20 protein-coding genes and 1 pseudogene are annotated in these 25,227 nt (G+C 43.1%); 2 read left to right on the forward strand and 19 right to left on the reverse strand.

Annotated elements, in window-relative coordinates; genetic code table 11:
* Window positions 1–915 precede the first annotated feature (915 nt).
* From EXT47_RS17895 to EXT47_RS17980, 18 genes and pseudogenes are all read right to left on the reverse strand, one after another.
* On the reverse strand, window positions 916–4,005 hold the full coding sequence (locus EXT47_RS17895; protein ID WP_130127222.1) for an efflux RND transporter permease subunit: 3,090 nt from the start codon (window positions 4,003–4,005) through the stop codon (window positions 916–918).
* The gene (locus tag EXT47_RS17900; protein WP_039493158.1) at window positions 4,002–5,063 is read right to left on the reverse strand and encodes an efflux RND transporter periplasmic adaptor subunit; all 1,062 of its coding nucleotides are present in this window, start codon (window positions 5,061–5,063) and stop codon (window positions 4,002–4,004) included. The genes EXT47_RS17895 and EXT47_RS17900 overlap by 4 nt, the downstream gene beginning before the upstream one ends.
* Window positions 5,064–5,556: 493 nt before the next feature.
* The gene (locus tag EXT47_RS17905; protein WP_010376888.1) at window positions 5,557–5,973 is read right to left on the reverse strand and encodes a F0F1 ATP synthase subunit epsilon; all 417 of its coding nucleotides are present in this window, start codon (window positions 5,971–5,973) and stop codon (window positions 5,557–5,559) included.
* A 13-nt stretch (window positions 5,974–5,986) separates the two neighbouring features.
* Window positions 5,987–7,372: a F0F1 ATP synthase subunit beta gene (gene atpD, locus EXT47_RS17910; protein ID WP_017218546.1), complete on the reverse strand. Its 1,386-nt coding sequence runs from the start codon at window positions 7,370–7,372 to the stop codon at window positions 5,987–5,989.
* A gap of 32 nt (window positions 7,373–7,404) precedes the next feature.
* Window positions 7,405–8,265 carry a F0F1 ATP synthase subunit gamma gene (gene atpG / locus EXT47_RS17915; protein WP_010604140.1) on the reverse strand — a complete coding sequence of 287 codons (861 nt, stop codon included), beginning with the start codon at window positions 8,263–8,265 and terminating at the stop codon, window positions 7,405–7,407.
* Between the two features lie 52 nt (window positions 8,266–8,317).
* Window positions 8,318–9,859 (reverse strand): F0F1 ATP synthase subunit alpha, encoded by a 1,542-nt coding sequence (atpA, locus tag EXT47_RS17920; protein ID WP_010376884.1) that lies wholly within the window; start codon window positions 9,857–9,859, stop codon window positions 8,318–8,320.
* A gap of 14 nt (window positions 9,860–9,873) precedes the next feature.
* On the reverse strand, window positions 9,874–10,407 hold the full coding sequence (gene atpH / locus EXT47_RS17925; RefSeq protein ID WP_010604141.1) for a F0F1 ATP synthase subunit delta: 534 nt from the start codon (window positions 10,405–10,407) through the stop codon (window positions 9,874–9,876).
* 16 nt (window positions 10,408–10,423) lie between these two features.
* On the reverse strand, window positions 10,424–10,894 hold the full coding sequence (gene atpF / locus EXT47_RS17930; protein WP_010376882.1) for a F0F1 ATP synthase subunit B: 471 nt from the start codon (window positions 10,892–10,894) through the stop codon (window positions 10,424–10,426).
* Window positions 10,895–10,943: 49 nt separating this feature from the next.
* A complete protein-coding gene (atpE, locus tag EXT47_RS17935; protein ID WP_010376881.1) occupies window positions 10,944–11,177 on the reverse strand; it encodes a F0F1 ATP synthase subunit C in 234 nt (77 codons plus the stop codon).
* Between the two features lie 78 nt (window positions 11,178–11,255).
* Window positions 11,256–12,113: a F0F1 ATP synthase subunit A gene (atpB, locus tag EXT47_RS17940; RefSeq protein ID WP_069021955.1), complete on the reverse strand. Its 858-nt coding sequence runs from the start codon at window positions 12,111–12,113 to the stop codon at window positions 11,256–11,258.
* 15 nt (window positions 12,114–12,128) lie between these two features.
* Window positions 12,129–12,509 carry an ATP synthase subunit I gene (locus EXT47_RS17945; RefSeq protein ID WP_010604145.1) on the reverse strand — a complete coding sequence of 127 codons (381 nt, stop codon included), beginning with the start codon at window positions 12,507–12,509 and terminating at the stop codon, window positions 12,129–12,131.
* A 289-nt stretch (window positions 12,510–12,798) separates the two neighbouring features.
* Complete coding sequence (locus EXT47_RS17950; RefSeq protein WP_017218543.1) at window positions 12,799–13,737, reverse strand: ParB/RepB/Spo0J family partition protein; 939 nt, start codon at window positions 13,735–13,737, stop codon at window positions 12,799–12,801.
* A 15-nt stretch (window positions 13,738–13,752) separates the two neighbouring features.
* Window positions 13,753–14,538 (reverse strand): ParA family protein, encoded by a 786-nt coding sequence (locus EXT47_RS17955; RefSeq protein ID WP_010376876.1) that lies wholly within the window; start codon window positions 14,536–14,538, stop codon window positions 13,753–13,755.
* Between the two features lie 14 nt (window positions 14,539–14,552).
* Complete coding sequence (rsmG, locus tag EXT47_RS17960) at window positions 14,553–15,173, reverse strand: 16S rRNA (guanine(527)-N(7))-methyltransferase RsmG (RefSeq protein ID WP_010376874.1); 621 nt, start codon at window positions 15,171–15,173, stop codon at window positions 14,553–14,555.
* A gap of 15 nt (window positions 15,174–15,188) precedes the next feature.
* The gene (mnmG, locus tag EXT47_RS17965; protein ID WP_010604147.1) at window positions 15,189–17,078 is read right to left on the reverse strand and encodes a tRNA uridine-5-carboxymethylaminomethyl(34) synthesis enzyme MnmG; all 1,890 of its coding nucleotides are present in this window, start codon (window positions 17,076–17,078) and stop codon (window positions 15,189–15,191) included.
* A gap of 422 nt (window positions 17,079–17,500) precedes the next feature.
* Window positions 17,501–17,938, reverse strand: coding sequence for an FMN-binding protein MioC (mioC, locus tag EXT47_RS17970; protein WP_010604148.1), 438 nt, complete (start codon window positions 17,936–17,938; stop codon window positions 17,501–17,503).
* A gap of 409 nt (window positions 17,939–18,347) precedes the next feature.
* Window positions 18,348–18,977, reverse strand: a pseudogene (locus tag EXT47_RS17975) (isocitrate lyase/phosphoenolpyruvate mutase family protein); the annotation flags it as partial.
* Between the two features lie 211 nt (window positions 18,978–19,188).
* Window positions 19,189–19,344 carry an isocitrate lyase/phosphoenolpyruvate mutase family protein gene (locus EXT47_RS17980; RefSeq protein ID WP_084204195.1) on the reverse strand — a complete coding sequence of 52 codons (156 nt, stop codon included), beginning with the start codon at window positions 19,342–19,344 and terminating at the stop codon, window positions 19,189–19,191.
* Window positions 19,345–19,583: 239 nt separating this feature from the next.
* Here EXT47_RS17980 and EXT47_RS17985 point away from each other — a divergent pair, with 239 nt between their 5' ends.
* Window positions 19,584–19,889, forward strand: a complete 306-nt coding sequence (locus tag EXT47_RS17985) for a hypothetical protein (RefSeq protein ID WP_039493155.1) — start codon at window positions 19,584–19,586, stop codon at window positions 19,887–19,889.
* 127 nt (window positions 19,890–20,016) lie between these two features.
* Window positions 20,017–23,604 carry a hypothetical protein gene (locus tag EXT47_RS17990; protein ID WP_130127223.1) on the forward strand — a complete coding sequence of 1,196 codons (3,588 nt, stop codon included), beginning with the start codon at window positions 20,017–20,019 and terminating at the stop codon, window positions 23,602–23,604.
* Window positions 23,605–23,654: 50 nt separating this feature from the next.
* On the opposite strand, the gene mnmE is transcribed toward EXT47_RS17990, so the two are convergent.
* Window positions 23,655–25,019, reverse strand: a complete 1,365-nt coding sequence (gene mnmE, locus EXT47_RS17995; RefSeq protein ID WP_130127224.1) for a tRNA uridine-5-carboxymethylaminomethyl(34) synthesis GTPase MnmE — start codon at window positions 25,017–25,019, stop codon at window positions 23,655–23,657.
* Between the last annotated feature and the right edge of the window lie 208 nt (window positions 25,020–25,227).

Genomic DNA, 25,227 nt, shown 5'->3' on the forward strand with positions numbered 1-25,227 from the left:
ATCTCTTCGATGCTATCGTTTTATTCTTTATTTGTGCTGTGTTGTGACGTTGATGTTGGAGGTAGAGCCGGCCAGCATTTAGGAAAACTAGGGCATGCAGGTGTTACTACAAAATCATCCGTTACTGTTGCACTATCTTGACTGTTAGTATCTTGCTCATAAGCATTTACAGATACTGTAGTTAAAGTAAGTAGAGTTGTTAGCGCTAGTTTTTTTAATGTAGAGAACATATTTATTTCCAATTTTTGAGTTTAATTTATATCGAGCATTCATTTACTTTATTATCGTGCTTCGATTTGATGAATCTACTTTAAGCGTAAAAAGCCTATTTACCACCCCACCATTCATGACTACGCATTATTTCAATTGATTACATACCAAAAATATAAATAAAACCAACAAAAACAATAGTCTGTAAAAAATCAATATTGCTATCTTTTATCTATTACTAAGTACTCTTTTGTTTTATTAGGCCATTCATAGCGGATAGTCACAGGAGTGTGAAGATGAAATGGGACCTGAATAGTTGTAATATGAGGATAAGTTAACATTGCTAACTAAGTTTTAGTGTGTAAGCTGCTGTCATGAAATAAATATGTCACAATACTTCAATGCCAGTTAACTCACAATAATGACTCCCAAGCTTACGGAAATCAGATCGTAATGTTAAATAAGCGGAGTATTGTTGGGTGTAATATTCGATTAATACTTCATGTCATAGCGCTCAGCTCAGACTCAAATGCTCTTATACATCAGGGCATAATATGACACATCGTGTAGCCTTGATGAGGTTTCCAACTTTACACGTTTCATAGCAAAACCAGATCTCTTCAACTCATAAAAGATACAATGTGCAATACATAAAAGGCCACAACTAAGTGTGGCCTTGATGGGGTTCAACTAGGTAAATAAATATTATGAAACCGTTTCAGCGTGTGGGAAGTGGGCTTCTCGCTCTTTGTATTTGGCGAAAACGGGTAAACTTAACAAGGCAGCCATAACAGAAAGAGAAAATATAGCACTGAATGTCATACCACCAACGATCACAATGGCCAAGCCACGATAAATCTCCGAACCCACGCCAGGAATAATGGCCAGAGGCAACATTCCAAAAATACTCGTCAGTGTACTCATATATATAGGCCGCGCTCGTGATTTAATCGCTAACTGAATTTTGTCGCCTATGGTATAGCGCAAACTATCAAGTTCATTAAAATGACCTACAAACAGAATTGCATTATTAATAACGAGTCCTATTAGAATGATGAACCCCATCATTGAGATAACATCTAAAGGTTGATAGGTAAAAAGATTAACGGTATTGAGTGCTAACATCCCGCCAATCAGTGCAATAGGTAACGATAGCATAATAGCCAAACCATTGCGGAAAGACTTAAACCACCCGGATACAAGTAAAAATAGAATTAGCATTGCAAAGCTAAACTGTTGCAGCATATCCGAAATAAGCTCATTTAATTTACTCGCGCTACCACGATAGGACACCGAAACGGACTGTGGCATATGTTGCCCAATAATTGGGGTCACTTGAACTTTGAGATCGTCTATAAAAGTAGATAAGGGAACGCTAGGCGGTGGCGTTACATTAATTGATAATGTACGAAAGCCATTTAGACGATATAAAGAACTTGGCCCGACATCCAACTCATAATCAACTAAGGTCCTTAACAGGGTAACTTTGTTTTCAAGTGGAAAATACAACGGTGTATCCATTACATTATTGATGGCATCCCAATCTTCCCCTTTGATATAGATTGGTAAGTTTTTTGTGCCATTAGAATATTCCCCAATATAGACACCGTCGGTCAGAGCACGTAACTTCTGTGACAAATTATACTGGGATTCTCCCAACTCAAGCAGCTGATTGTCTTTTGGAGTAAAGATAATTTGTGGGTCATCATTATAAAGCGGTGTGTTGCTCCACGGGTTGGCATAACCCATATTGGTGTTTAGATGCTCATACACTTCTCGCCCAATTAATTGCAAATCATCCAGCGACGTACCGGTAAAATCGATAGTAACCCGACGATTGGTAGACAAACCAAAACCAAGTAAAGAGTTAAAGTTGGCATACACATTCGCATGTGGAAAAGCCGCTTCTAGTGTGTTTTTTGCCCAAGACTTTAATTGCTCAGCCTGCTCAGGTTCTTTGGGATATAGCACCAACTGGACCGACGAACTTCCCGAAACAAATGACAAAAATTTATCAATAAGCGGGCCTTGTTGCTGTTCCTGCTCAGCTTCAATCAGTTGATTTATGGGCATCAACAACTCACCGGTTAACGCTTCATGATTCATACTTTGGTTGACATTAACAGACACGTTAACGCGCGTTCCTTCCACTTGCGGTAGAATGTTCAACTTAGGCGCGAGTAATATCAGTCCGGCGATTGGTACTACCACTAATAACAGGAGCATCGCACTTCGGTTTCGTGAACTTACTACCATACGTGCAAGGCGTGCAGAAATTCTATCGACAAAGTCTCCTGTCGTATCCAGAGCTTTGATGCTAGGCAAAATATAGCGTAAAAGCAGTGGTAACAGCAGTAAAGCAACAAACAAAGAAGCGCCTAGAGCCGATGAAATAGTGATGGCCAAATCGTGGAATAACTTGCCCTCTGCACTTTGCATCAAAAGTATTGGAGCAAATACGATGATGCTAGATACCACTGAATTTACCAGCGCTCCCGATACCTCAGCCATCGTTTTATTTATCGCATCTACAACATGCTCCCCCTGCTCTCGATATCGCACTGCAGTTTCAACCACGACGATTGCAGCATCCAATATCATGCCTGTCGACAGAGCAATACCAGCAAGCGATATCACATTAAATGTTCTACCCAAAACTTGCATAGCCAAAAATGTGGCCAAAATGGAAATTGGCAAACTGATGAATATCATCGCGATAACCGGGAGCTTTCTAACAAACAAAAATAGAATTAAAGTAGATAATACAACCCCAAGGATCAGGTTATTTTGCACCATACTTACTGCACTATTGATGGTTTTAGAGTCATCCTTGGTCAATTCCATTTGTACACCTAGCTCAGGCAGTACTGTAGTATTAAGTTCAGTCATCACTTTTCTTAGCTGTGCCAAAGATGCCAAAGCATTTGAGCCTGTTGCAGCATTAACGCTGACATAAAAAGCTTGCTGTCGCTTCCAGTAAACTGGCGATGAATCAGTAACAAAGGCATTTTCGATGTAGGCAACATCACCGAGTGTAACCACCTTTTGTTCATTCTTAGCGATAACTAGCCCATTGAGATCTGAGATATCACGACGACCCTCAAAGCGTACCGCAAAGTTGCGTGTACCTTGTTCAACGATACCAACACTTTGATCTAGAGAATTGCGCAAAATATTTAGCATTTGATCTATCGTCAACGTGTATTTAGTCAACTTTTCAGGGTCAAAAATAATATCTATGCGCTGTTCAGTAGACGCTAAAGGTGAGAGGCTGTTAATTCCCGGAATCGCTAGGATTCTAGGTCTGACATATTTCTCAAATACCTCTGTATATCTTGCTCGATCAGCCGGAACCCCTGCACTATTTGGGAAAAGTACTAGGCCGGCAATGCTTCCTTTATTATCTTTTGACTTGTTTTGAATGATTGGTTCTAGTGCTGTTTTTGGCCGTGTATTAAATTGATTCATCTTATCGATAACTTCAATATAAGCCTCCTGCATATCAGTGCCTGGCTGAAAGGTCATATTTACCCAAGCAAATCCCGTCCCAGTATCGGTTTCATAGCGCAACACTCCGGGTACTTTACTTAGCAGCTCCTCTACTGGTTCAACAATCTGACGTTCCATTTCCATGGGCGATGCACCCGGCCAGAAATTTCCTACAACAATTCGGTCTTCACCAATATCTGGAAGTAATTGAACAGGGAGTTTGGGTATAGCGGCAATACCCAAGATGATTATGATGAGAAAAAAACTCACCACGTAGTGAGGATTTTTCAGTATTCTACTATTCATAATTGAGCTACCCTTTCATCCACTTTTACCACATCACCGGATTTCAAACCAAGCCCACCTCGAGTGACAACAATCTCCCCGGCAGATAGTGCACCGCTCACGACATAATCACCATTAATGCCAGCAAGCACCTTTACATTGGCTTTTTCTACTGAACTATCAGCTTTTAACTTGTAAACAAAACTATCCTTTCCTCTTGGGATCAGCGCATCACCGGGGATAAGCAAACTATTTGGTATCGTGATTGTGAGTTGTATGGACAGGTTAGAGCCTAATACTAGTTTATCTTTCAATTCAGGTTCCGGTTCAACAAATAGCTTTACAGCGCCAGTCCCTACACTTACTTCAGGTACAACTCTCGCGACCTTGGCTGTGCCTATGCGCTTCGGTACCTGTAGCTCACTTTCGATGATTAGTTCAGCATGCTCATCAATATAATCAAGTAGTTCAATGGGAAGCTGACTAGATAGCTCAATCGCAGCAAAATTATTGACTCTTGCAATCGCATCCCCTTCTTGGACAAATTCGCCTTTACGTACGAAGGTTTCTGCAACAAAGCCACTTTCAGAAGCACGAATTGTGCTAAGCGAAATATGTCTTTGGATTTCTGTCAGACTGACTTCAAGCTCAGATACTTTATTTTTGGCGCTCGCAAGCTCATAAGTAAGCTGATCTAACTCCGATTGATTAACACTTTTAGTTTTTGATAAGGTTTCGAGTCGCTTTAACTCAACATTAAGATGCTGCACCTGAGCCTCAGCTTGGTGAATCTCAAAGCGCTTTTTTTGCTCCGACAACGATAGAAATTGAGTATCCAATTGTGCAATCACATCGCCAGCATTTACTCGCTCTCCAATCTTTTTAATCCTAAGAACGTGCGCGCTGCTGTAACTAGATAGTACGATAGCATCTGAATCAACAACCTCTGCAACCAACTTACTCGTGATCCCTCGGCTGTTTTCGACAACCGGAGCGGTAGTCACGATACGCTGCGCCAAGCTGTGCTGAGACACAAGGAGTAGCAACAACACACCGACTTGATGCGTAAAAATTTTCATAACTTGATCCCCGTTGATTTCACTTTTCTCTGTGTTTGTTTGGTTGAGTTTAGAGAGTAGAAAGCGGATACGAGAAGTGAAGTGTTGTTACCTCACGCCACAACGTGTGACCAAGCAATTATTAGCTTAATAAACATATAGTTATAACAATAAATACAAAAAGTAATGAATCGTGACAAACAGCTTAAGCCTGCATATTTGATACGTCAGCATTCCTAAAAAAGAACTTCAACATAAAGAATTAACACTGTCACAATAGGTTGGTGGCCATTTTGTAGCTCTCCTAAGAGTAGGAAAGGTTAAATGTACTAAGTAATACCAATTCGCTTAATTAAGTGAATTGGAATAAACCCAAGGAGGCAACCTCGGTGAGAAATCTTGAACTTCGTTTGGGTCGGTCGGCTTGATACTTTCAAATTGATTGGGTGGTATACATCGTTCATAAAAAAACCCACGCGATGCGTGGGTTTTTAATAACCAGATAGGTGGTTGCTTATTTGCGCAGCTGGCGAATAACGCGTAGTTGAGCAAGGGCTTCTTCTAGTTGTACCGCAGCTTGTTGATAATCCAACTCACCGGTAGTACCAGAAGCCATTTGCGCTTGCGCTTCACGTTTAGCTTCTTCAGCAGCTTGCTCGTCAAGCTCTTCCGCACGAATAGCAACGTCCGCTAGAACAGTTACTGTTTGTGGTTGAACTTCAAGCGTACCGCCTGCAACGTAGATAACTTCTTCTGAGCTATCTGCTTTAACCAAACGTACCATACCAGGTTTTAGGCCAGTCAGTAGTGGCGCGTGACCTGGATGAATACCAAGCTCACCTTCACTACCTGTCACTTGGATAGTAGTCACAGCGCCAGAGAACAAGCTCTGCTCTGCACTTACTACATCAAGGTGTACTGTCATTGCCATAACAACCTCCTAATTACATGTTTTTAGCTTTATCGATCGCTTCGTCGATTGAGCCAACCATGTAGAATGCCTGCTCAGGCATATCATCGTAATCACCGTTTAGGATGCCCTTAAAGCCAGAGATTGTGTCTTTAAGAGATACGTATTTACCAGGTGCGCCTGTAAATACCTCAGCAACGAAGAACGGCTGAGATAGGAAACGCTGGATCTTACGTGCACGAGATACAACTTGCTTATCTTCGTCAGATAGCTCGTCCATACCTAGAATTGCGATGATGTCTTTCAGCTCTTTATAACGCTGAAGAACTGTCTGAACGCCACGTGCTGTGTCGTAGTGCTCTTGACCGATAACTTGTGGGTCAAGCTGACGTGAAGTTGAATCTAGAGGGTCTACCGCAGGGTAGATACCTAGAGACGCGATATCACGAGAAAGTACTACTGTCGCATCTAAGTGAGCAAACGTTGTTGCTGGAGATGGGTCAGTCAAGTCATCCGCAGGTACGTATACCGCTTGGATTGAAGTGATTGAACCTGTCTTAGTTGATGCGATACGCTCCTGTAGAACACCCATTTCTTCAGCTAGTGTAGGCTGGTAACCTACTGCTGAAGGCATACGACCTAGAAGTGCTGATACTTCAGTACCTGCTAGTGTATAACGGTAGATGTTATCTACGAAGAATAGTACGTCACGACCTTCGTCACGGAACTTCTCAGCCATTGTTAGACCAGTTAGTGCAACACGTAAACGGTTACCCGGTGGCTCGTTCATCTGACCATATACTAGAGATACTTTGTCTAGTACGTTTGAGTCGTTCATCTCATGGTAGAAGTCATTACCCTCACGAGTACGCTCACCAACACCTGCGAATACTGAGTAACCGCTGTGCTCGATTGCGATGTTACGGATAAGTTCCATCATGTTTACGGTTTTACCTACACCCGCACCACCGAATAGACCAACTTTACCACCTTTAGCGAATGGACATACAAGGTCGATAACCTTGATACCAGTCTCTAGAAGCTCAACAGAGTTGCTTTGATCTTCGTATGATGGTGCTGCACGGTGAATAGACCAACGCTCTTCTTCACCGATAGGACCCGCTTCGTCAATCGCGTCACCAAGTACGTTCATGATACGACCTAGTGTTGCTGTACCAACTGGAACCTTAATTGGCTCAGCTGTACCTTGTACTGGAGTACCACGACGTAGACCGTCAGTACTACCTAGTGCGATACCACGTACCACACCGCCACCTAGCTGCTGTTGCACTTCTAGTGTCAAACCAGCTAAGTCGCCTTCTGTAACTTTTAGTGCGTCATATACGGCTGGCACGTTGTCTTGTGGAAACTCGATGTCCACAACGGCGCCGATAATTTGGACGACCTTACCTAAACTCATGTCTATTCCTCTTATTAAACTTTGCCGAAGCGTTACACGGCAGCCGAACCGCTCACAATCTCACTGATTTCTTGTGTGATTGCGGCTTGACGTGCCTTGTTGTATACCAGCTGTAGCTCATCAATCAGGCCACCTGCGTTATCAGTTGCGGCTTTCATCGCAACCATACGGGCAGCTTGCTCAGAGGCAGCATTTTCAACTACGCCTTGGTAAACCTGAGACTCAATAAAGCGCACAATTAGTGTCTCTAAAATCGCCTCTGGGCTTGGCTCATATAAGTAATCCCAAGCGTGAGCTGATACTTCTTCTTCAGCTTTTGGCAAAGGTAATAACTGATCGATAACAGGCTCTTGTTTCATTGTGTTGACAAACTTGTTGTACACAACGAATAAGCGGTCAATTTTGCCTTCTTCGTATGCATCTAGCATTACTTTTACAGGACCAATTACGTCCTGAATTGAAGGTGCATCTCCCAGCCCTGCCTTTTTGGCTTCAAGCGAACCACCAAAACGTCTAAAGAAACCAGCAGCTTTGCTACCTAGTGTTGCGAACGACGCCTCAACACCTTTTTCTTTCCACGCTTTCACGTCTTTCGCTACACGCTTAAACTCGTTTGAGTTTAAGCCACCACAAAGACCACGGTCTGTAGAGATAACAATATAACCAACTCGTTTCACATCACGTTCTTCAAGGAACGGGTGATGGAAATCAAGATTAGCCTGAGCAACACGACCGATCACTTTGCGTAAGTTTTCAGCGTATGGACGACTAGACGCTACGCGTTCTTGTGCCTTCTTCATTTTAGAAGCGGCAACCATCTCCATTGCGCTGGTGATCTTTTGAGTATTCTTGATACTCCCGATCTTGCTTTTTATCTCTTTTCCGCTGGCCATGACTCTCTCTCCGAATCTCGGTGAGTAGTTACCTACTCACCTTAATAACACATTACCAAGTTTGCGTAGACTTGAACTTCTCAAGAAGCTCTTTAAGCTGCGCTTCGATCTCGGCGTTGTAGTTACCAGTTTCATTGATTTGAGCCATTAGCTCTGCGTACTCGCTCTTAGCAAATGCGATTAGGCTTGCTTCGAAATCAAGGATCTTGTTGATTTCGATATCTTTTAGGAAGCCTTTCTCTACTGCAAATAGCGATAATGACATATCAGCAACAGACATCGGTGCGTACTGTTTCTGCTTCATTAGCTCTGTTACACGCTCACCGTGTTCAAGCTGTGCACGTGTTGCATCATCAAGGTCAGAAGCGAACTGAGAGAACGCCGCTAGTTCACGGTACTGAGCTAGCGCTAGACGGATACCACCACCTAGTTTCTTAACAATCTTAGTTTGAGCTGCACCACCTACACGAGATACCGAGATACCAGCGTTAACCGCTGGACGGATACCTGCGTTGAACAAGTCAGTTTCTAAGAAGATCTGACCGTCAGTGATTGAGATAACGTTGGTAGGTACGAATGCAGAAACGTCACCACCTTGAGTTTCAATGATTGGCAATGCCGTCAATGAACCTGTTTTACCTTTCACTTCACCATTAGTGAACTTCTCAACGTAGTCAGCGTTTACACGAGACGCACGCTCTAGAAGACGTGAGTGAAGATAGAAAACGTCACCTGGGTATGCTTCACGACCTGGTGGACGCTTAAGTAGTAGTGAGATTTGACGGTAAGCAACAGCTTGCTTAGACAAATCATCATATACGATTAGTGCATCTTCACCGCGGTCACGGAAGTATTCACCCATAGTACAACCAGAGAACGGCGCTAGGAATTGTAGCGCTGCAGATTCTGATGCAGAAGCAACTACTACGATAGTGTTTGCAAGTGCACCGTGCTCTTCTAGTTTACGTACTACGTTAGCAATTGTTGACGCTTTTTGACCAACCGCTACGTACACACACTTAACGCCTGTGTCTTTTTGGTTGATGATAGCATCGATTGCTAGTGCTGTTTTACCAGTCTGACGGTCACCGATCACAAGCTCACGCTGACCACGACCAACTGGGATCATCGCATCGATAGACTTATAACCAGTTTGTACTGGCTCATCTACTGATTGACGCTCGATTACGCCAGGTGCGATTTTTTCAACTGGTTCAAAACCATCGTTATCAACAGCGCCTTTACCGTCGATTGGCTCACCTAGCGTGTTAACAACACGACCTAGTAGACCACGGCCTACTGGTACTTCAAGGATACGACCAGTTGATTTAACTTTTACGCCTTCTTTAAGGTCAGCGTATGGACCCATTACTACAGCACCTACTGAGTCACGCTCAAGGTTTAGTGCGATAGCATAACGGTTGCCAGGAAGCTCGATCATCTCACCCTGCATACAGTCAGCAAGACCGTGGATGCGGATGATACCGTCGGTAACAGATACGATAGTACCTTCGTTACGCGCTTCACTTACAACTTCAAACTGCTCAATGCGTTGCTTGATCAGTGCAGAAATTTCTGTGGAATTAAGTTGCATGCTCTTTTTCCCAATTACGATTGTAGCGACGTCGCAAGACGATCTAACTTGCCGCGAACAGAACCGTCGATTACGGTGTCACCGGCTTTAATCACTAGGCCACTTACAATGGCTTCGTCGATGCTACAATTCAGCTTAACTTTGCGTGCGAAACGTTTCTCAAGTGCCGCGACCAATTTTGCTTGCGTATCATCTGCAAGCACTGTTGCTGAAACCACATCTACTTCGATTTCTTTGTCATAGTCTGCTTTTAATTCAGCAAACAATTCTGCAACAGCTGGAATGGCGGCTAAACGCTCATTTTCGGCCATCAGCTTGATAAGATTTTGACCTTGTTCGTTGAGTTGCTCAGCACATAACTTGATAATGATTTCAGACTGCTGTGATTCAGTAGCGATGCTACCAAGTAGCGCCTGAACCTGTTCGTCGCTGGTAACTTGACCAGCGAAGAACAGCATTTCATTCCAAGCTTCAACTGTGCCTTTTTCAACGGCAAGTTCAAAAGCCGCTTTAGCGTATGGGCGAGCGATAGTAGTCAATTCAGACATGCTCATACCCTCCTACTTAAAGCTCAGCGACAAGTTTTTCAACGATGTCACTGTGTGTGGCTTGATTGATTTCACGCTCTAAAATCTTCTCAGCGCCTGCGATAGAAAGTGCAGCGACTTGTGAACGCAGCTCTTCTTTCACACGGTTGCGCTCAGACTCAATTTCAGAGTGTCCCTGAGCAATGATTTTTTCACGCTCTTGCTGACCACGAGTAGTCTCTTCGTCAACAATCAGCGCAGCACGCTTCTTAGCTTGTTCGATGATTTCAGCCGCTTGTGCTTTCGCTTCTTTCAGCTGTTCAGCACCTTGTGCACGTACGCGCTCAAGTTCTTTCTCAGCTTCATCAGATGCCGCTAAACCATCTTCAATTTTCTTCTGGCGAGCTTCAATCGCACCATTTAGTGGTGGCCATACGAACTTCATACAGAACCATACGAAGACCACAAATGCGATTAATTCACCTATTAGAGTGGCGTTTAAGTTCACGACCGCTCCTCCTTACTTGACAGTTGTTCGTTTCAGGTATTTTGCAATATTAAAGAGCGAACAACATGTACATAGCGATACCTACACCGATCATTGCAACGGCATCGATAAGACCAGCTAGGATGAACATTTTAACTTGTAGTGAAGGCGCAAGCTCAGGTTGACGAGCACATGCTTCTAGGAACTTACCACCCATGTTACCGAAGCCTAGTGCAGTACCGATAGCACCAAAACCGATTAGTAGTGCAACAGCGATAAGTTTAATAGCAACTGCGATTTCCATTTTTATCTCCAAAGTTTTAATAGTAAATTAAAGTTTAAGTTTAAATTTAAGTTGTAAAAATCTTTATTATTCAGCAGATTAGTGACTTTTTGTACTAGCCATGCTGAGGTAAACGATAGTCAGCATCATAAATACAAATGCCTGAAGTACGATTACCATAATGTGGAATACTGCCCACACGAAGTGCAGTGGTAACTGCATCAAACCAATTGCACCGATAAGGATGAAGATCATCTCACCTGCGTATAAGTTACCGAACAAACGTAGTGCTAGCGAGAACGGCTTAGCAACCAATGCGATTGTTTCAAGTAGTAAGTTAAACGGGATCAACACTGCCATCATTAGTTTGTTTTTAGAGCTAAATGGGTGCAATGTTAATTCTGCAATAAAGCCACCGATACCTTTGATTTTAATTGAATAACCGATCATCAGAATAAACACGCCTAGCGCCAGTGCTGCTGTCATGTTTAAGTCTGTTGTAGGTACAATCTTCATGTACACATCGTGTGAATCCATACCAAATGCTTGTTCACCAACAAAGCCAGCGAATGCAGGTAGGAAGTCAACTGGAATCAAATCCATCAAGTTCATTAGGAATACCCAAACGAAGACCGTTAGGGCTAAAGGTGCAACTAACTTGCTATTACCATGATAAGTGTCACGTACGTTGGCACCAACGAACTCAACAACCATCTCGATAAAGCACTGGAATTTACCAGGAACACCTATAGTGGATTTTTTAGCGGCACTTCGGAAGATCCATAAAAATATCAGACCTAAACCGATTGACCATGCGAGGGTATCTACATGCCATGTCCAGAAACCACTATCCGCACATGCTTTGTTGAAGGCAAGACCGGCATCGGTCGAGCACATCTTGGCATTGGTCAAGTGGTGCTGAATATGGCTTGATAGAGTAACTTCTTCTGCAGCCATGTTTTATCCCAAAAGTTAATGATTAAAAAAAATCAGGACCAACCATTGTGTCAGCATCACGAGCATATACGCGCCAAAGAAAGGCAGCATCATTACTGAAAAATGCTTAAAAATCAGTGCAAAGAGCACAACAGTTAGCAAAAATTTTAATCCATTTCCTCGTTTTATCGAGGAATATACTTGATTTGCTTTGCTTGCACCCATAAATCGAAAGGCGTAAGCAGCAAATACAAAATTAGGGAGTACCAACACAGCGCCGCCAGCTAATGCTGAAACTCCGGCTTGTACTCCCCAACCTATAAAAACGATTACTGCAGCGACTAATGCTACGATACCCTGAATCAAAACACCTTGTAATGCGGCTCGCCTGTATGGGCGGGCTAACGAATGAGTCACTTTATATTAACCTTAATGACGTTAAATTTTATCAGGGTATGAAAACTGGCGAAATTATACTTGTTTCTGCTTAATTTGCAACTTGACGAGGCGAAATGTGACGTTTTTTGGACGCCAAATAGGTCAAAATTTGTTAGGGAGGAAGGCTTAAATTAAAGCCTGTACAAGAGTGGCTATTTTTCCATCAAAGTTCTTCGTATTCTCGCTATTTCGCAGCATATCGGTGAAGAAATAGCGGCGCAAAATAAAGCACCGCATTCACGGATTAGTCAATTAGTTAAGTTTACCGTTAGTCAGCTTCATTCATTTCAGGGTTAATACGCCCCAAAATACCATCAAGCTCATCCAAACTAGCATAGGAAATAACCAGTTTACCTTTGCCTTTTTGGTTGTAGTTGATCTCAACTTTTGCGCCTAAGTTTTCCTGTAATTGCTGTTCAAGCAGCTTCACATCAGGATCTTTTTGCTTCGCTTCTTTTTTCTCAACAGGCTCTAAAATGGTGCGAACCAGTTTTTCGGTTTCTCTTACGGTTAATCCCTTGGCCACAGCAGTTCTTGCCGCTTCAGATTGCGCCTCACCAGTTAGGGCAAGTAAACAACGAGCATGGCCCATTTCTATGTCGCCATGTTCCAACAAGATTTTTACATCATCGTTGAGATTGTTGAGACGAAGTAAATTGGTGACCGTTGTACGCGATTTACCCACCGCATCGGCAACTTGCTGATGCGTGAGTTCAAATTCATTTAGCAATCTATCTAGAGCAATTGCTTCTTCCATTGCATTGAGGTCTTCACGCTGAATGTTTTCAATAAGCGCAATTGCAACAGCCGCTTCATCCGGCACATCTTTGATTAAACAAGGCACGGTATCTTGCTTTGCCAGTTGTGCCGCACGCCAGCGTCTCTCACCGGCAATAATTTCAAAGCTTTGCGTGGTAACTTTACGCACCACAATAGGCTGTAAAATCCCCTGTGAACGGATCGAACTCGCCAGTTCCTCAAGTGCCTGTTCAGACATATCTTTACGCGGCTGATATTTACCCGGCTTTAGCCACTCAATAGGTAATCGTTGTAACTCTTGTTCAACCGCCGATTCGGCAGGTGCTTCACTGACTGTTGCAACCGCTTCTTGTTGATTAGGCACAGGTGCCGCAGCACTTGGATTAGGTTTAGCTGAGCTGAGTAGGGCATCCAACCCTCGGCCTAAACCACGTTTTTTAACCGACATGTTCTTTTTATCCTCTTAGGCAACCGCAGCCGCTTGCTTTTCTTTGCGTCTTAGCATTTCACCCGCTAGCGCTAGATAAGCTTTCGCACCGCTTGATGCTCTATCATAATACATCGCAGGCGCTCCAAAACTTGGCGCCTCCGCTAATCGCACATTACGAGGGATCACAGTCCGGTACACTTTATCGCCAAAGTGTTGTTTTAACTGCTCAGATACGTCGTTAGCTAGACGATTACGCGGGTCGTACATAGTGCGCAAAATGCCTTCAATTTGCAATCCTGGATTCACCAACTTACCGAGTTGGGTAATGGTGTCCATTAAAGCTGTTAATCCCTCCAGTGCATAATATTCACACTGCATCGGAACTAAAACCGCATCGGCGGCAGCCATGGCATTTACCGTTAGCATATTTAATGAAGGTGGACAGTCGATGAATATATACTCATATTTATCTTTTATCGTCTCAAGGGCGTTGCGTAGTCTCACTTCGCGCGCAAACAACTCCATCAGTTTGACTTCTGCCGCGGTTACATCCCCATTCGCTGCGATCAGATGATACTCACCACTGGTTTCTGTGGTGATCACTTGATCCATAGGCGCTTCTTCGATCAACAGATCATAAACCGTTGCAACATCGGCGTATTTATCAACGCCACTGCCCATGGTTGCATTACCTTGGGGATCGAGATCGATCAACAGAACTTTACGTTTAGTCGCCGCCATGGACGCGGCTAAATTCACCGCAGTGGTTGTTTTACCAACACCACCTTTTTGGTTTGCTATTGCAATGACTCTTGCCACATTGTCCTCGACAATTAATCTTTAGAAAGAATGATTAAATGGCGCTCACCTTCAAGCTTGGGCACCACTAAACTAATATCTTGCGATAAACTCACGCCGTTTGGTAATTGTTCTAGCTCATCCGCAGGGTATTGACCCTTTAGTGCTAAGAATACACCTTGGTTATCGATTAAATGTGAACACCACTGGATCATATCTTGTAGTGATGCAAAAGCACGGCTGAGTACACCGTCTAATTTAACACTTGGCTGATATTCTTCAACTCGAGACTGCACTGGGGTAACATTCTCAATGCCAAGCCCATGTTTTACCTGCATTAAAAATCGAACTCTTTTACCAAGGCTATCAAGAAGAACAAAATTGATGTCCGGTCTAGCTATCGCTAAAACCATACCCGGTAAACCCGGTCCGGTGCCAACATCAATATAGTTACTGCCTGTTAAGTGTGGCGCAACAACCAAAGAATCCATGATGTGTTTTACCATCATTTCTTTTGGGTCACGAACGGAAGTGAGGTTGTAGGCTTTGTTCCATTTATCCAGCAGCTGGACATATTCGACCAACTGCTGCTTTTGTTGTTCGCTGAGCTCGATAGAGGTATCAGCGAGTAATTCATTCAATTGTTCTAGTAACACAGTGTTCCACTGCTATTACGCCGACTTACGTAATAGCCCTTGCTTTTTCAGATACACTAATAATAGCGAAATAGCAGCAGGGGTGATACCAGAAATACGTGAAGCTTGGCCAATCGTTTGTGGACGAGCATCACTTAGCTTTGCCACAACCTCATTTGACAAGCCGCTTACCTGAGCATAATCAAACTCAGCAGGCAGTAATGTCTCTTCATGACGAAGCTGTTTATTAATCTCATCTTGTTGGCGCGCAATGTAACCGGCGTACTTAGTTTGGATCTCAACCTGTTCAAGGGCTGGAATATTATCAAACTCAGATCCTAATCCTTCGATTGCCATCAGGTCGTGATAATTAACCTCAGGACGGCGGATCAGATCTTCAAGACTGGCTTCGCGTACCAGTGGTTTTTTCAATAATCCATTTACCGCTTCAAGTGCAGGGTGATCTTTATGGATCCAAGTATTGCGTAGACGCTGTGCTTCTTGTTCCATAACTTCAAGCTTGTCGTTGTATGCAGCCCAGCGTTCATCGTCAACTAAACCTAATTCGCGACCTTTTTCCGTTAGACGTAAATCCGCATTGTCTTCACGCAGTAACAAACGGTATTCAGCACGCGAGGTAAACATACGATAAGGTTCTTTTGTACCAAGCGTTGCTAAGTCGTCAATTAACACACCGGCATAAGCTTCATCACGGCGCGGTGTCCATGCTTCACGGCCTTGAACTTGAAGGGCTGCGTTCATACCCGCAATCAACCCTTGTGCGCCAGCTTCTTCATAACCGGTTGTACCATTTATTTGACCAGCGAAGAATAAGCCATTGATAAACTTAGTTTCTAATGATTGCTTTAGGTCTCGAGGATCGAAGAAGTCGTACTCAATTGCATAACCTGGACGACAAATATGCGCATTCTCAAAGCCTTTAATAGAACGCACGATCTCCAGTTGGATATCAAATGGTAAGCTGGTGGAGATACCATTTGGATACAGCTCGTATGACGTTAAGCCTTCAGGCTCTACGAAGATCTGATGTTTTTCTTTATCAGCAAAACGCACAATCTTATCTTCGATGGAAGGACAGTAACGCGGACCAATCCCCTCAATCACGCCAGCATACATCGGCGAACGATGTAAGTTATTGCGGATCACATCGTGGGTTTTTTCATTGGTATAGGTGATATAACAAGGGATCTGTTTTGGATGATCAGACACTTTGCCCATAAACGAGAAAACCGGAGTAGGGGTATCGCCTGGTTGCTCTTGCATCACTGAAAAATCAACTGTTCTTGCATCGATACGTGGTGGGGTACCTGTTTTTAGACGATCAACTCTAAAAGGCATTTCACGTAAACGCTCAGCCAAAGCGATAGAAGGAGGATCGCCAGCACGGCCGCCTTTGAAGTTTTCTAAACCAATATGGATCTGGCCACCCAAGAAAGTACCAACCGTTAGCACTACTGAAGAAGCGCTAAAGCGTAAACCCATTTGAGTTACGACACCTTTGACCTGATCGCCTTCAACAATCAGATCATCACAAGATTGTTGAAAGATCTTTAAGTTTTCTTGGTGTTGCAAAATATCTTGGATCGCCGCTTTATACAATGCGCGATCTGCCTGAGCACGAGTCGCTCGTACCGCAGGGCCTTTCGATGAATTAAGCGTTCGAAATTGGATCCCACCTTTGTCGATTGCTTTGGCCATTGCACCACCAAGCGCATCGATCTCTTTAACCAAATGACCTTTACCAATCCCACCAATAGCTGGGTTACACGACATTTGGCCTAAGGTATCCATATTGTGTGTTAACAATAAGGTATTCATACCCATACGTGCAGCTGCAAGTGCAGCTTCAGTGCCTGCGTGTCCACCACCAACAACGATGACATCAAAATGTTCATGATAAATCATTTACGGGATCCTACTTAAAACAACCGAGCAAATTTAGAAAGGATGCGTATTCTACCTAGAATTAACCAGAAGTGAAATGGTTAAACTTTGCACAACGCAAAAAAGAGATCACTTAAAATATATAAGGATCTTTTTAAAGATCTTTATTGATCTTACTACTACTGATCCTTTGATCTGTGAATAGTTTTGTATTCCTGTTTAGATCCAACTGCTTAACTAAGATCAATTGGTGTGAATTAGATCGGATCAATGGGCTTAAAACCTTTGATCAACTTGCCACTTTATTCACAGGGCTAGATCTGAATTATTTTATCCCATGGATAAGTAAGCGTAGAACAGCAGTTAGATCATAGGTTATCCACAATACGATCTAAAATAGACTGAATTTGTGAATAACTTCTGTGTATTTCAATGTTGCAGCGTTAAGCGACACATTCAACAAACTTAGGTAACCAAGCAATAGCGGTATCTTCTGGTAGATCTGGGTGTAAAACATCGATCTTTTCTATGTCTAACAGCTGTGTTGCACCTTTTTCTTTAAGTAGATCAGCAAGATTAATAGCTGCATGATTAAAGGTGTCGTAACTTGAATCACCAATTCCCACTACCGCAAAGCGTAACTGGCTTAGATCCGAGCTCGCTTTTAACGCTGATATAAAAGGTAATAAGTTTTCTGGATAGTCACCGGCCCCATAGGTTGATGTCACCACCAGCCAAAGTGCTTGCTGACAAGCTTCAAGCTCGGGTTTTTCATGCAAATTCACGGTATAACCTTGAGATTCAAGCGATTCCATTAGCTGTTCAGCAACGTATTCTGCTGATCCCATTTGGCTGCCTACAATAAGATCTAAAGTTTGCATTGTTACCCTCACCTAAGTCGTATTGCGCGCCATCTTAGCGTTTAACGTGAATATGTAAAGAGGGCTTTAAGGTTATTGGATAAAAATATTTGCACAAATAGTGTGTAATTTTCAGTGTTTTTACTTATCTATATGAAATAAAAGAAAAAAATAAAATATTCCCAAGCTTAACTCAGTGATTTATTTGTGGATAATCTATGGGATAGCTGAGCCTAAAAATACTTTTATAAGCTAAGGCTCATGCTTGAAGCGGTAAGAACTCCGCTGTTTTTGAACAAATTTTAAGGTTGTGGATGAGGTGTTGTGGATAACGATCTAAAAGCTGGAAGTCGATCCAGACTTTTAGATCTATATAGTTAGATCCATATAATAAAAGAATCTAAAAAAACGGTCAGATCTTGGGGGTTATTTAGTTTGACAGCCAAGTTGTGCGGACTGATTGCTCAAATAAGAAGTCTACAGCATGTTCTTCGAGCAGCCTTCTGGTGGCTGATTCTTGTAGTGCTATCAGATGATCGCTGAGGGCATTACCCGATGAGATACGTTTGACTCCTAACTCTGCTAACGCCTGTTTATCACTAAATCCGGGCAACAGCATCACATTGACTGGAATTGAAAGCAGGGTTGTTAGGCGTTTTATCATTGTGGTGTTGGTTAAACCGGGAATAAAAAAGCCATCGCAACCCGCTGCTTGATAGGCGAGTGCACGTTCATGCAGCGTCGCTTCAGTCCACTGTGGTTGTAAGCAAAGATCGCAACGGGCATTAATAAAAAAATGATCGAAACCGCCATGACGTAAAGCTTGTTTGATTGCCTGCAATAACGCTTGGTGTGCCTTTATATCGCGTAAGCTGTTCTGGTGACTGGGTTTGTCTTCAATATTGATACCGGCAACGCCAAGGTCGGCCAATTGGATAATATGTTTGATGATCTGATTTTGATCCGCGCTGTAGCCTGCCTCAATATCAACACTTAATGGAATAGTGATCACCTTAAGAATGGCACTTACTGTTTGTAGTACACGGCCAAATGTGAGTTGTTCTCCATCTTTTTAACCTGAGGTTTGGATAAGAAATGAGCTAACTCATTATTTTTAAAATCATATTAAATTATTTCCTTGTCTAGCCAGAGAGTTTTGGGGATAGCTAGGCGAATTTATGCACCAATAGCTGGCTATTGGAAGTGAATTCAACGCAGGTAGCGCTAAAACTGGCTGCTAGAAAGGCATTAATTATCCGAAGCTCAGGTTTCTAGCCCTGATGATTAGACATACCCCAGCTTGTTGTCGCAACGGCCTGACCACCAGCCTGTTCGATGATAAGCGCTGATGATGGATCCCAGCAGTTAGCTAGAAAAAGCGGGGCTGATTGTTGGTGTAGTGCATTGAAAGTTGTAGATAGAGCCATTTTATTTCTCCTAAGTTGCAGCGCTTAGGATACCTAGTGTACGGGTATTGGACTGGCCAGATTGAGCACTTAACGTGATTGGGTAGATTTGCGGTTATCGCTCAGAACCTTATTATAAGTGTGCTGCTCTTTACTTTTTATTAATATTTATCAAAAACTTAACGATAAATTTGATGTTGACCTAGTTATATGGATTCGAAATAATAGTGTTGATATTAAGGAACTACAAAAGGTAAAACATGGATAAGGATCTGCACATTAGTGCTGCTGAAAATTGGTACTCATTTCGTATTAATGTATCTGGAGAGTTGGAATTTAAACGCGTTGCACTGTGGGCTGCTGATAAACAGGGCTCTGTCAGAGGGTTAGTCTCTGGTACAGCCAACAAAAAATTCGCCAACTATTTATACAATGCGCCATACGCACACGGTGGTTATATTCATTGGGATGATATGACACCCGATCAACAGAAAAAAGCAAAGCAGGACTGTCAAATAGATATCGACAGGTTAAAGGAGCTGCAAGCTGAGGATGCTAACGCGTAGCTGCCACTCGCTGTGTTTAGCATTTACTTGAAATTGCCGCAGTTCACAAAGCTGCGCTTCATTCTCTTTTTCTTCTCTATAGTCCGATTAGTACGGCTATACGTCAAATTCAATTAGAAATAACGACATGAACCAATTCGATAAAAACCAGATAATCACGCTGGATATCCAAAACCCGCAACAAATCAAATTAGCATTAGCTCAGTATAAGGCTTTGCTGGACAGCGATAAGGCCTTTTTTAATAGTCTGTTTGATATTGAGTTTAAGCAACTTGATGAAGCGGGGGTGCGCCGTTTGCAACCGCAAGATAGTGGTAACAACCTAAAGTTGCTTCAATCTGCATTAGATTTAGGTCAAGAAGGCGGTGCGCACCACTATGACCACACCATACTTGATGATACCGAAAACTATATTTCTGAGGTCATTTTATTTGCAGCAGCGCTGCAATACCCTGAGATCAAACAAGCCGTTGTAGAAGCCGCCAAGGCAATAGTGGCCTATAGTCGCCGCCAAAATGACACTGATGAAATGTGGCTTGATGATATGCGGGTATTTGGCGTTGAAGCTTTGTATATGCTTGCAAAGACGGATATACAGTACGCCTATTTGCTAGCACAATACTTTGTGCCTTATTGGGATGATGAACATGCATGCGGTTATGAAAGCTATTTAAGTGTATTGCTACACGAGCACGGTTGGCATCGTGAAATGATCAAAGCATTTATTTGGTGTGACAACGATAACTTTAGATCTGGCATGTTCAAAAATGATCAATACAGTGAAGAATGTGACTACCGGCCGCTTGGGGAATATTTACGCGAAAATCCTGAGAGTTATGAGCAATTTAAAGCATTAGTCATTGCACGTTTTCAAGCTGAGCCCGTATTACTTGCCCATGTCGATACCATGTGTGATGAGGATGAAGAAGAAGATCTGAGTAGTCATCAGCCTGTGATCTCTTTGTATCAATCGCTATTCCCCCATAGCTGTTTTTATGACGATGAAGAGGCTAAAGACAGCTTTATGGCAATGCCATTTTTTGGCAGTACCCTCGAAAATGAAGCGTATGATTTACAGCAAAAAGTCCAATCACAGGTTGCAGGCCCATTAGTTAAAATTGCACAGAGTGTCATTGCTGCTCGCGCAAATTATCGTGCTTATCTAGCCAGAGGTGAGCGTAAATATGAGCTTAACTATGGTACTAATTTGCTGAAACCTTTAGTGCTGGCTATGCCCCAAGGCGAAGTATTGTGGCGCTACATTGAAACTGGGGAACCACAAACAGTATTGGAAACAATCTGTGAAGTAGATGTGCTTGAATTAGCGAAAGTGCATGCCAGTGACATGGCTGAGCATCTTATTGATCAATTGAGTAGTTTTGAGCGCAATAATCAAGGTATAGTCGAGGAGCTGAAGTCGGTGCTCAGCCTTGTGCGAGGCGATCTACTTACAGATCACTTCAGTGAAGAAGCTGAATATACACAACCAAATGGCATGGTGTTGACGCTTGCGGTACGCAATGATGCAGAAAATAACTTACTACAAGCTCGTGCTGAGCAGTACCTTCGCGTGATTGATGTATTTTACCATGCCCTAGGCAAGCGTGAGTTTTGCAAATATATGATGGCATCACTTACCGAAGGTGATGAAGCTCTACTCTCCAGAGAAGCCTATTATCAGCGTTATACTCAACTCTCCGTGTCTGATATCAAGAGCGCGGCTGAAAATGCTAAAGCCAAAAATATCCAGTCGATATTTCGTCACTTCATCAACCAAGATGAATTACTGTGTCGCAAGCATCTTAAGTTGGTCAATGAGCATTTCCGCTCATCGCGTGCGCTGTGCCACCCAAAGCAATGGCCGCAATTGGATATGGGATTAATTACACTGGCCAGCTATCACCTGCACAGTGATTATAATCAGCATATTGGCGATGATATTACTGAGGCACTAGCAAATTATCTTAACGACAACCATATTTGGCAACTCGCTGCCCAGCACATAATTCAGAAATGTTATAAAAAGTCCGATCATTATAACCCTGATAACTTAGGATTGTCTGAGGCACAAATAACGCGGATCTGTGATTACTTTACTGCAGACACGCCGCAAGATGATTTAAGCAGTTTATTGGCATTAGTGCAGCCGCAGTTGTATCGAGATGAGTGTTGTCGCGGCGATCTTTACCTAAACAAGTTTAGTGAAAAGCAGTCAAGCTATCAGATCTTTAAAGATTTTGATGATGATTTCCAACGCTTTACCTTAACGGCATTTTGGTTGCGACAGCTACCTTTACCCCTGCAATATAAAGCAGATCGTTTATGGCAATTTATTATTGCACTAGCGCCAGTTAGGGTTGCACGCAATGTACTTCGTGCTTATTCGGATGATCATTGGAGCATAGAGTTTGACACTATACTCGATGAAATCGAGGTCTACGAACAGTTAAGTAAAGCTGGAATAGATGGCGGTATACTGAATGCCTATGAAATGAGCAACCAACGTTATAACTCCGAACGCTACTTGAATTGGATAGAGATTTACAGCGAAATAGCCAGTAATGATACCAGCATGTTTGGCTGCATGGGACGTAACAAAGCCAAAGCTATGGAGCAGGGACTCGCATATATCAATGAGCGCACGAAAGTTGAGTTTTTACATCATGTGTCGCTTAAACACCCGGAAGTTGAGCTTGATTTCAGTCATGATTTACAACGCGCGATTGATATTTTTGTGCAATTAAACCTGCACTCTTGGGAGCATGCGTTAGCACAGGAATTAGGTCGGGATTGTCTATATTTCGGTGAAGGTGAAAAGTTACCAAAGAAGCTGCATAAAGCCATTGTAGCGGATAGCCTCTCAATACACGATAAACCTTGCCATGTTGATGGTCGAAGTTGGGAAGCGTGCACTGTGTTACAACAGCAAGGAGACAATTACGTTATTGTGATGGCCGATCATGAGGTGCCGCTTGCTTGGTATGAAGAAAGGCTGCCATCTGGGCCGTTACTGATATTTTCAGAGCAGCTTGAGCGTGCGGCTATTATAAAACGCGTGGCTGAGCTGCAAGTGCAGTCCAATCGCATTAAAGCCATTGTTGAGCATACGATGGCTTATCTACATGACGAAGTCGAGTTTGATGTCATGGCTGCGCTGTTTAAAGGGCAAATCTCCACCGAGTTTATGCGTATCGATGCCGATGAATATCAAATGTATAGTCTTCGTCAGTTTGTGTGGATGTTAGATGCTAAGCGTCGCAACAAACTGGTACGTCTGCTTCTTAATCATGATTATCGGGGCTTTAAATTAATTGAAGCGCAAATGGAACAACCTTGGCTATTACATCAACTGGCACACAATGAGATAGATTTTGAAACTTACCTATCGAAAAGCGGTGAATATGAAGGCGAAGCGTCCGAAACCGGCATGGCATTTTTGCTCACCTGGTTATTTGATATCGGCGTTAAACCCGAACATTTGGTGCTGTTTTGTATTAAGCGCAGTCACTTTGACGTATGTCGTGAATTTATCGTGGCACATGCTCGTGGCCAATATGGCAGTTTTAAACAGAGTTTGAGCTATTTATATGCTGATCGCCGCGCTGAACTTCCTGAAATATTCAGCCAAGCAGCAGACGCTGAAGCATTGCTAGCTCCATTAAGAAAAGACAAATCTCGCAAGGTAAAAGAAGCGGTAAACCAATACGCTAGTTAGTGTGTAGTCATACGCCCAAAAAAGGGCGTATGACTACTCAGATATTTGGGTTATTTACCGATACAAAACGAGCTAAAGATTTTTCCCAGCAAGTCGTCGGAGGTGAATTCACCGGTGATCTCATTGAGGTATTGCTGGGTAAGGCGTAGCTCTTCTGCCAAAATTTCACCGGCAATATGCATTTCTAGCTGAGTTTGACCTATTTCTAGGTGCTCAGCAGCGCGTTCTAGGGCGTCTAAGTGACGACGGCGAGCCATAAAGCCACCTTCAGTTGCACCAGTAAATCCAATACAGGCTTTTAGGTGTTCCCTCAATAAATCAATGCCTTGAATGTCTTTAGCACTTAGACGGATAAGGGTATGGCCATCACTCGTTGTTGCGCCAACGGCTTCACCGCTTAAATCGATTTTATTGCGGATCACGGTAATTTCCATACCTTGTGGTAATTGCTCGATAAAATCAGGCCAGATCTTCGCAGGATCGGTTTCGTGGGTTTCGGTGCCATCCACCATAAATAGTACGTGATCGGCGCCGCGGATCTCTTCCCAAGCACGCTCAATACCTATTTGTTCTACTTTGTCTGGACTATCACGAAGTCCTGCTGTGTCGATAATATGAAGCGGCATGCCATCAATATGAATATGTTCACGTAGTACGTCTCGTGTGGTACCTGCGATGTCTGTAACAATCGCGGCTTCACGGCCTGCTAAGGCATTGAGTAGTGAAGATTTTCCGGCGTTAGGGCGCCCTGCAATCACCACGCGCATGCCTTCACGCATGATGCTGCCTTGCTTGGCTTGTTTACGTACTTCTGCGAGTTGCTGAATAATGGCTTCTAGGTCACCCGAGACTTTACCATCGGAAAGAAAGTCGATTTCTTCGTCGGGGAAGTCAATTGCGGCTTCTACGTACATGCGCAGATGAATTACTTTCTCAACCAACGTATTGATATGTTTAGAAAAGTCACCTTGTAGTGAATGTAGCGCGCTTTTTGCAGCTTGCTCGCTGGTGGCGTTGATCAAGTCTGCGATAGCTTCTGCTTGCGTTAAGTCTAGCTTGTCGTTCATAAAAGCACGTTCTGAGAACTCACCAGGCTTTGCCAAGCGCACTTGCTCAATTTTGCTGATTTCCTTTAACAGCATATCAAGTACCACGGGGCCACCGTGGCCTTGTAACTCAAGGACATCTTCACCGGTGAATGAGTTCGGCCCTTGGAAGAACAATGCAATACCTTGGTCTAGTTGTTCACCTACTAGGGTATTGAATGGCAGGTATTCGGCATAGCGAGTTTTTGGGCATTTACCTAAGATTAGCTCTGCGACCTCTCGGGCTTTACTGCCTGAAACTCGAATAATACCAACGCCACCGCGACCCGGTGCGGTAGCCTGTGCTGCTATGGTGTCTTGTGCGATCATGATGACTCTTTAGACTGTCTGGTTAATAGCCATAATTGTACAGCAATTGATATATCTCAGGTATAGCTGGTGGGTAATATCTAAGCCTGCTCGTTGCGTTTTGGGTGGTTGATGACCTTAATGATACGGTTATGCGCTTTTGTCAGGTATAATTATGGTCACAGTTTTTACTGTTCTTATTAGCAAAGGTTGTATAAGGGAAACTAAC

This window comes from Pseudoalteromonas sp. CO342X, assembly GCF_004208915.1.
In the GTDB taxonomy this organism is placed as follows: domain Bacteria; phylum Pseudomonadota; class Gammaproteobacteria; order Enterobacterales; family Alteromonadaceae; genus Pseudoalteromonas; species Pseudoalteromonas maricaloris.

Excerpts from the sequence above, each read along its gene's own strand:
- EXT47_RS17895 (WP_130127222.1), bottom strand. The coding sequence starts at position 4,005 with ATGAATAGTAGAATACTGAAAAATCCTCACTACGTGGTGAGTTTTTTT.
- EXT47_RS17900 (WP_039493158.1), bottom strand. The coding sequence starts at position 5,063 with ATGAAAATTTTTACGCATCAAGTCGGTGTGTTGTTGCTACTCCTTGTG.
- EXT47_RS17905 (WP_010376888.1), bottom strand. The coding sequence starts at position 5,973 with ATGGCAATGACAGTACACCTTGATGTAGTAAGTGCAGAGCAGAGCTTG.
- atpD (WP_017218546.1), bottom strand. The coding sequence starts at position 7,372 with ATGAGTTTAGGTAAGGTCGTCCAAATTATCGGCGCCGTTGTGGACATC.
- atpG (WP_010604140.1), bottom strand. The coding sequence starts at position 8,265 with ATGGCCAGCGGAAAAGAGATAAAAAGCAAGATCGGGAGTATCAAGAAT.
- atpA (WP_010376884.1), bottom strand. The coding sequence starts at position 9,859 with ATGCAACTTAATTCCACAGAAATTTCTGCACTGATCAAGCAACGCATT.
- atpH (WP_010604141.1), bottom strand. The coding sequence starts at position 10,407 with ATGTCTGAATTGACTACTATCGCTCGCCCATACGCTAAAGCGGCTTTT.
- atpE (WP_010376881.1), bottom strand. The coding sequence starts at position 11,177 with ATGGAAATCGCAGTTGCTATTAAACTTATCGCTGTTGCACTACTAATC.
- atpB (WP_069021955.1), bottom strand. The coding sequence starts at position 12,113 with ATGGCTGCAGAAGAAGTTACTCTATCAAGCCATATTCAGCACCACTTG.
- EXT47_RS17950 (WP_017218543.1), bottom strand. The coding sequence starts at position 13,737 with ATGTCGGTTAAAAAACGTGGTTTAGGCCGAGGGTTGGATGCCCTACTC.
- mnmG (WP_010604147.1), bottom strand. The coding sequence starts at position 17,078 with ATGATTTATCATGAACATTTTGATGTCATCGTTGTTGGTGGTGGACAC.
- mioC (WP_010604148.1), bottom strand. The coding sequence starts at position 17,938 with ATGCAAACTTTAGATCTTATTGTAGGCAGCCAAATGGGATCAGCAGAA.
- EXT47_RS17980 (WP_084204195.1), bottom strand. The coding sequence starts at position 19,344 with ATGGCTCTATCTACAACTTTCAATGCACTACACCAACAATCAGCCCCG.
- EXT47_RS17985 (WP_039493155.1), top strand. The coding sequence starts at position 19,584 with ATGGATAAGGATCTGCACATTAGTGCTGCTGAAAATTGGTACTCATTT.
- EXT47_RS17990 (WP_130127223.1), top strand. The coding sequence starts at position 20,017 with ATGAACCAATTCGATAAAAACCAGATAATCACGCTGGATATCCAAAAC.
- mnmE (WP_130127224.1), bottom strand. The coding sequence starts at position 25,019 with ATGATCGCACAAGACACCATAGCAGCACAGGCTACCGCACCGGGTCGC.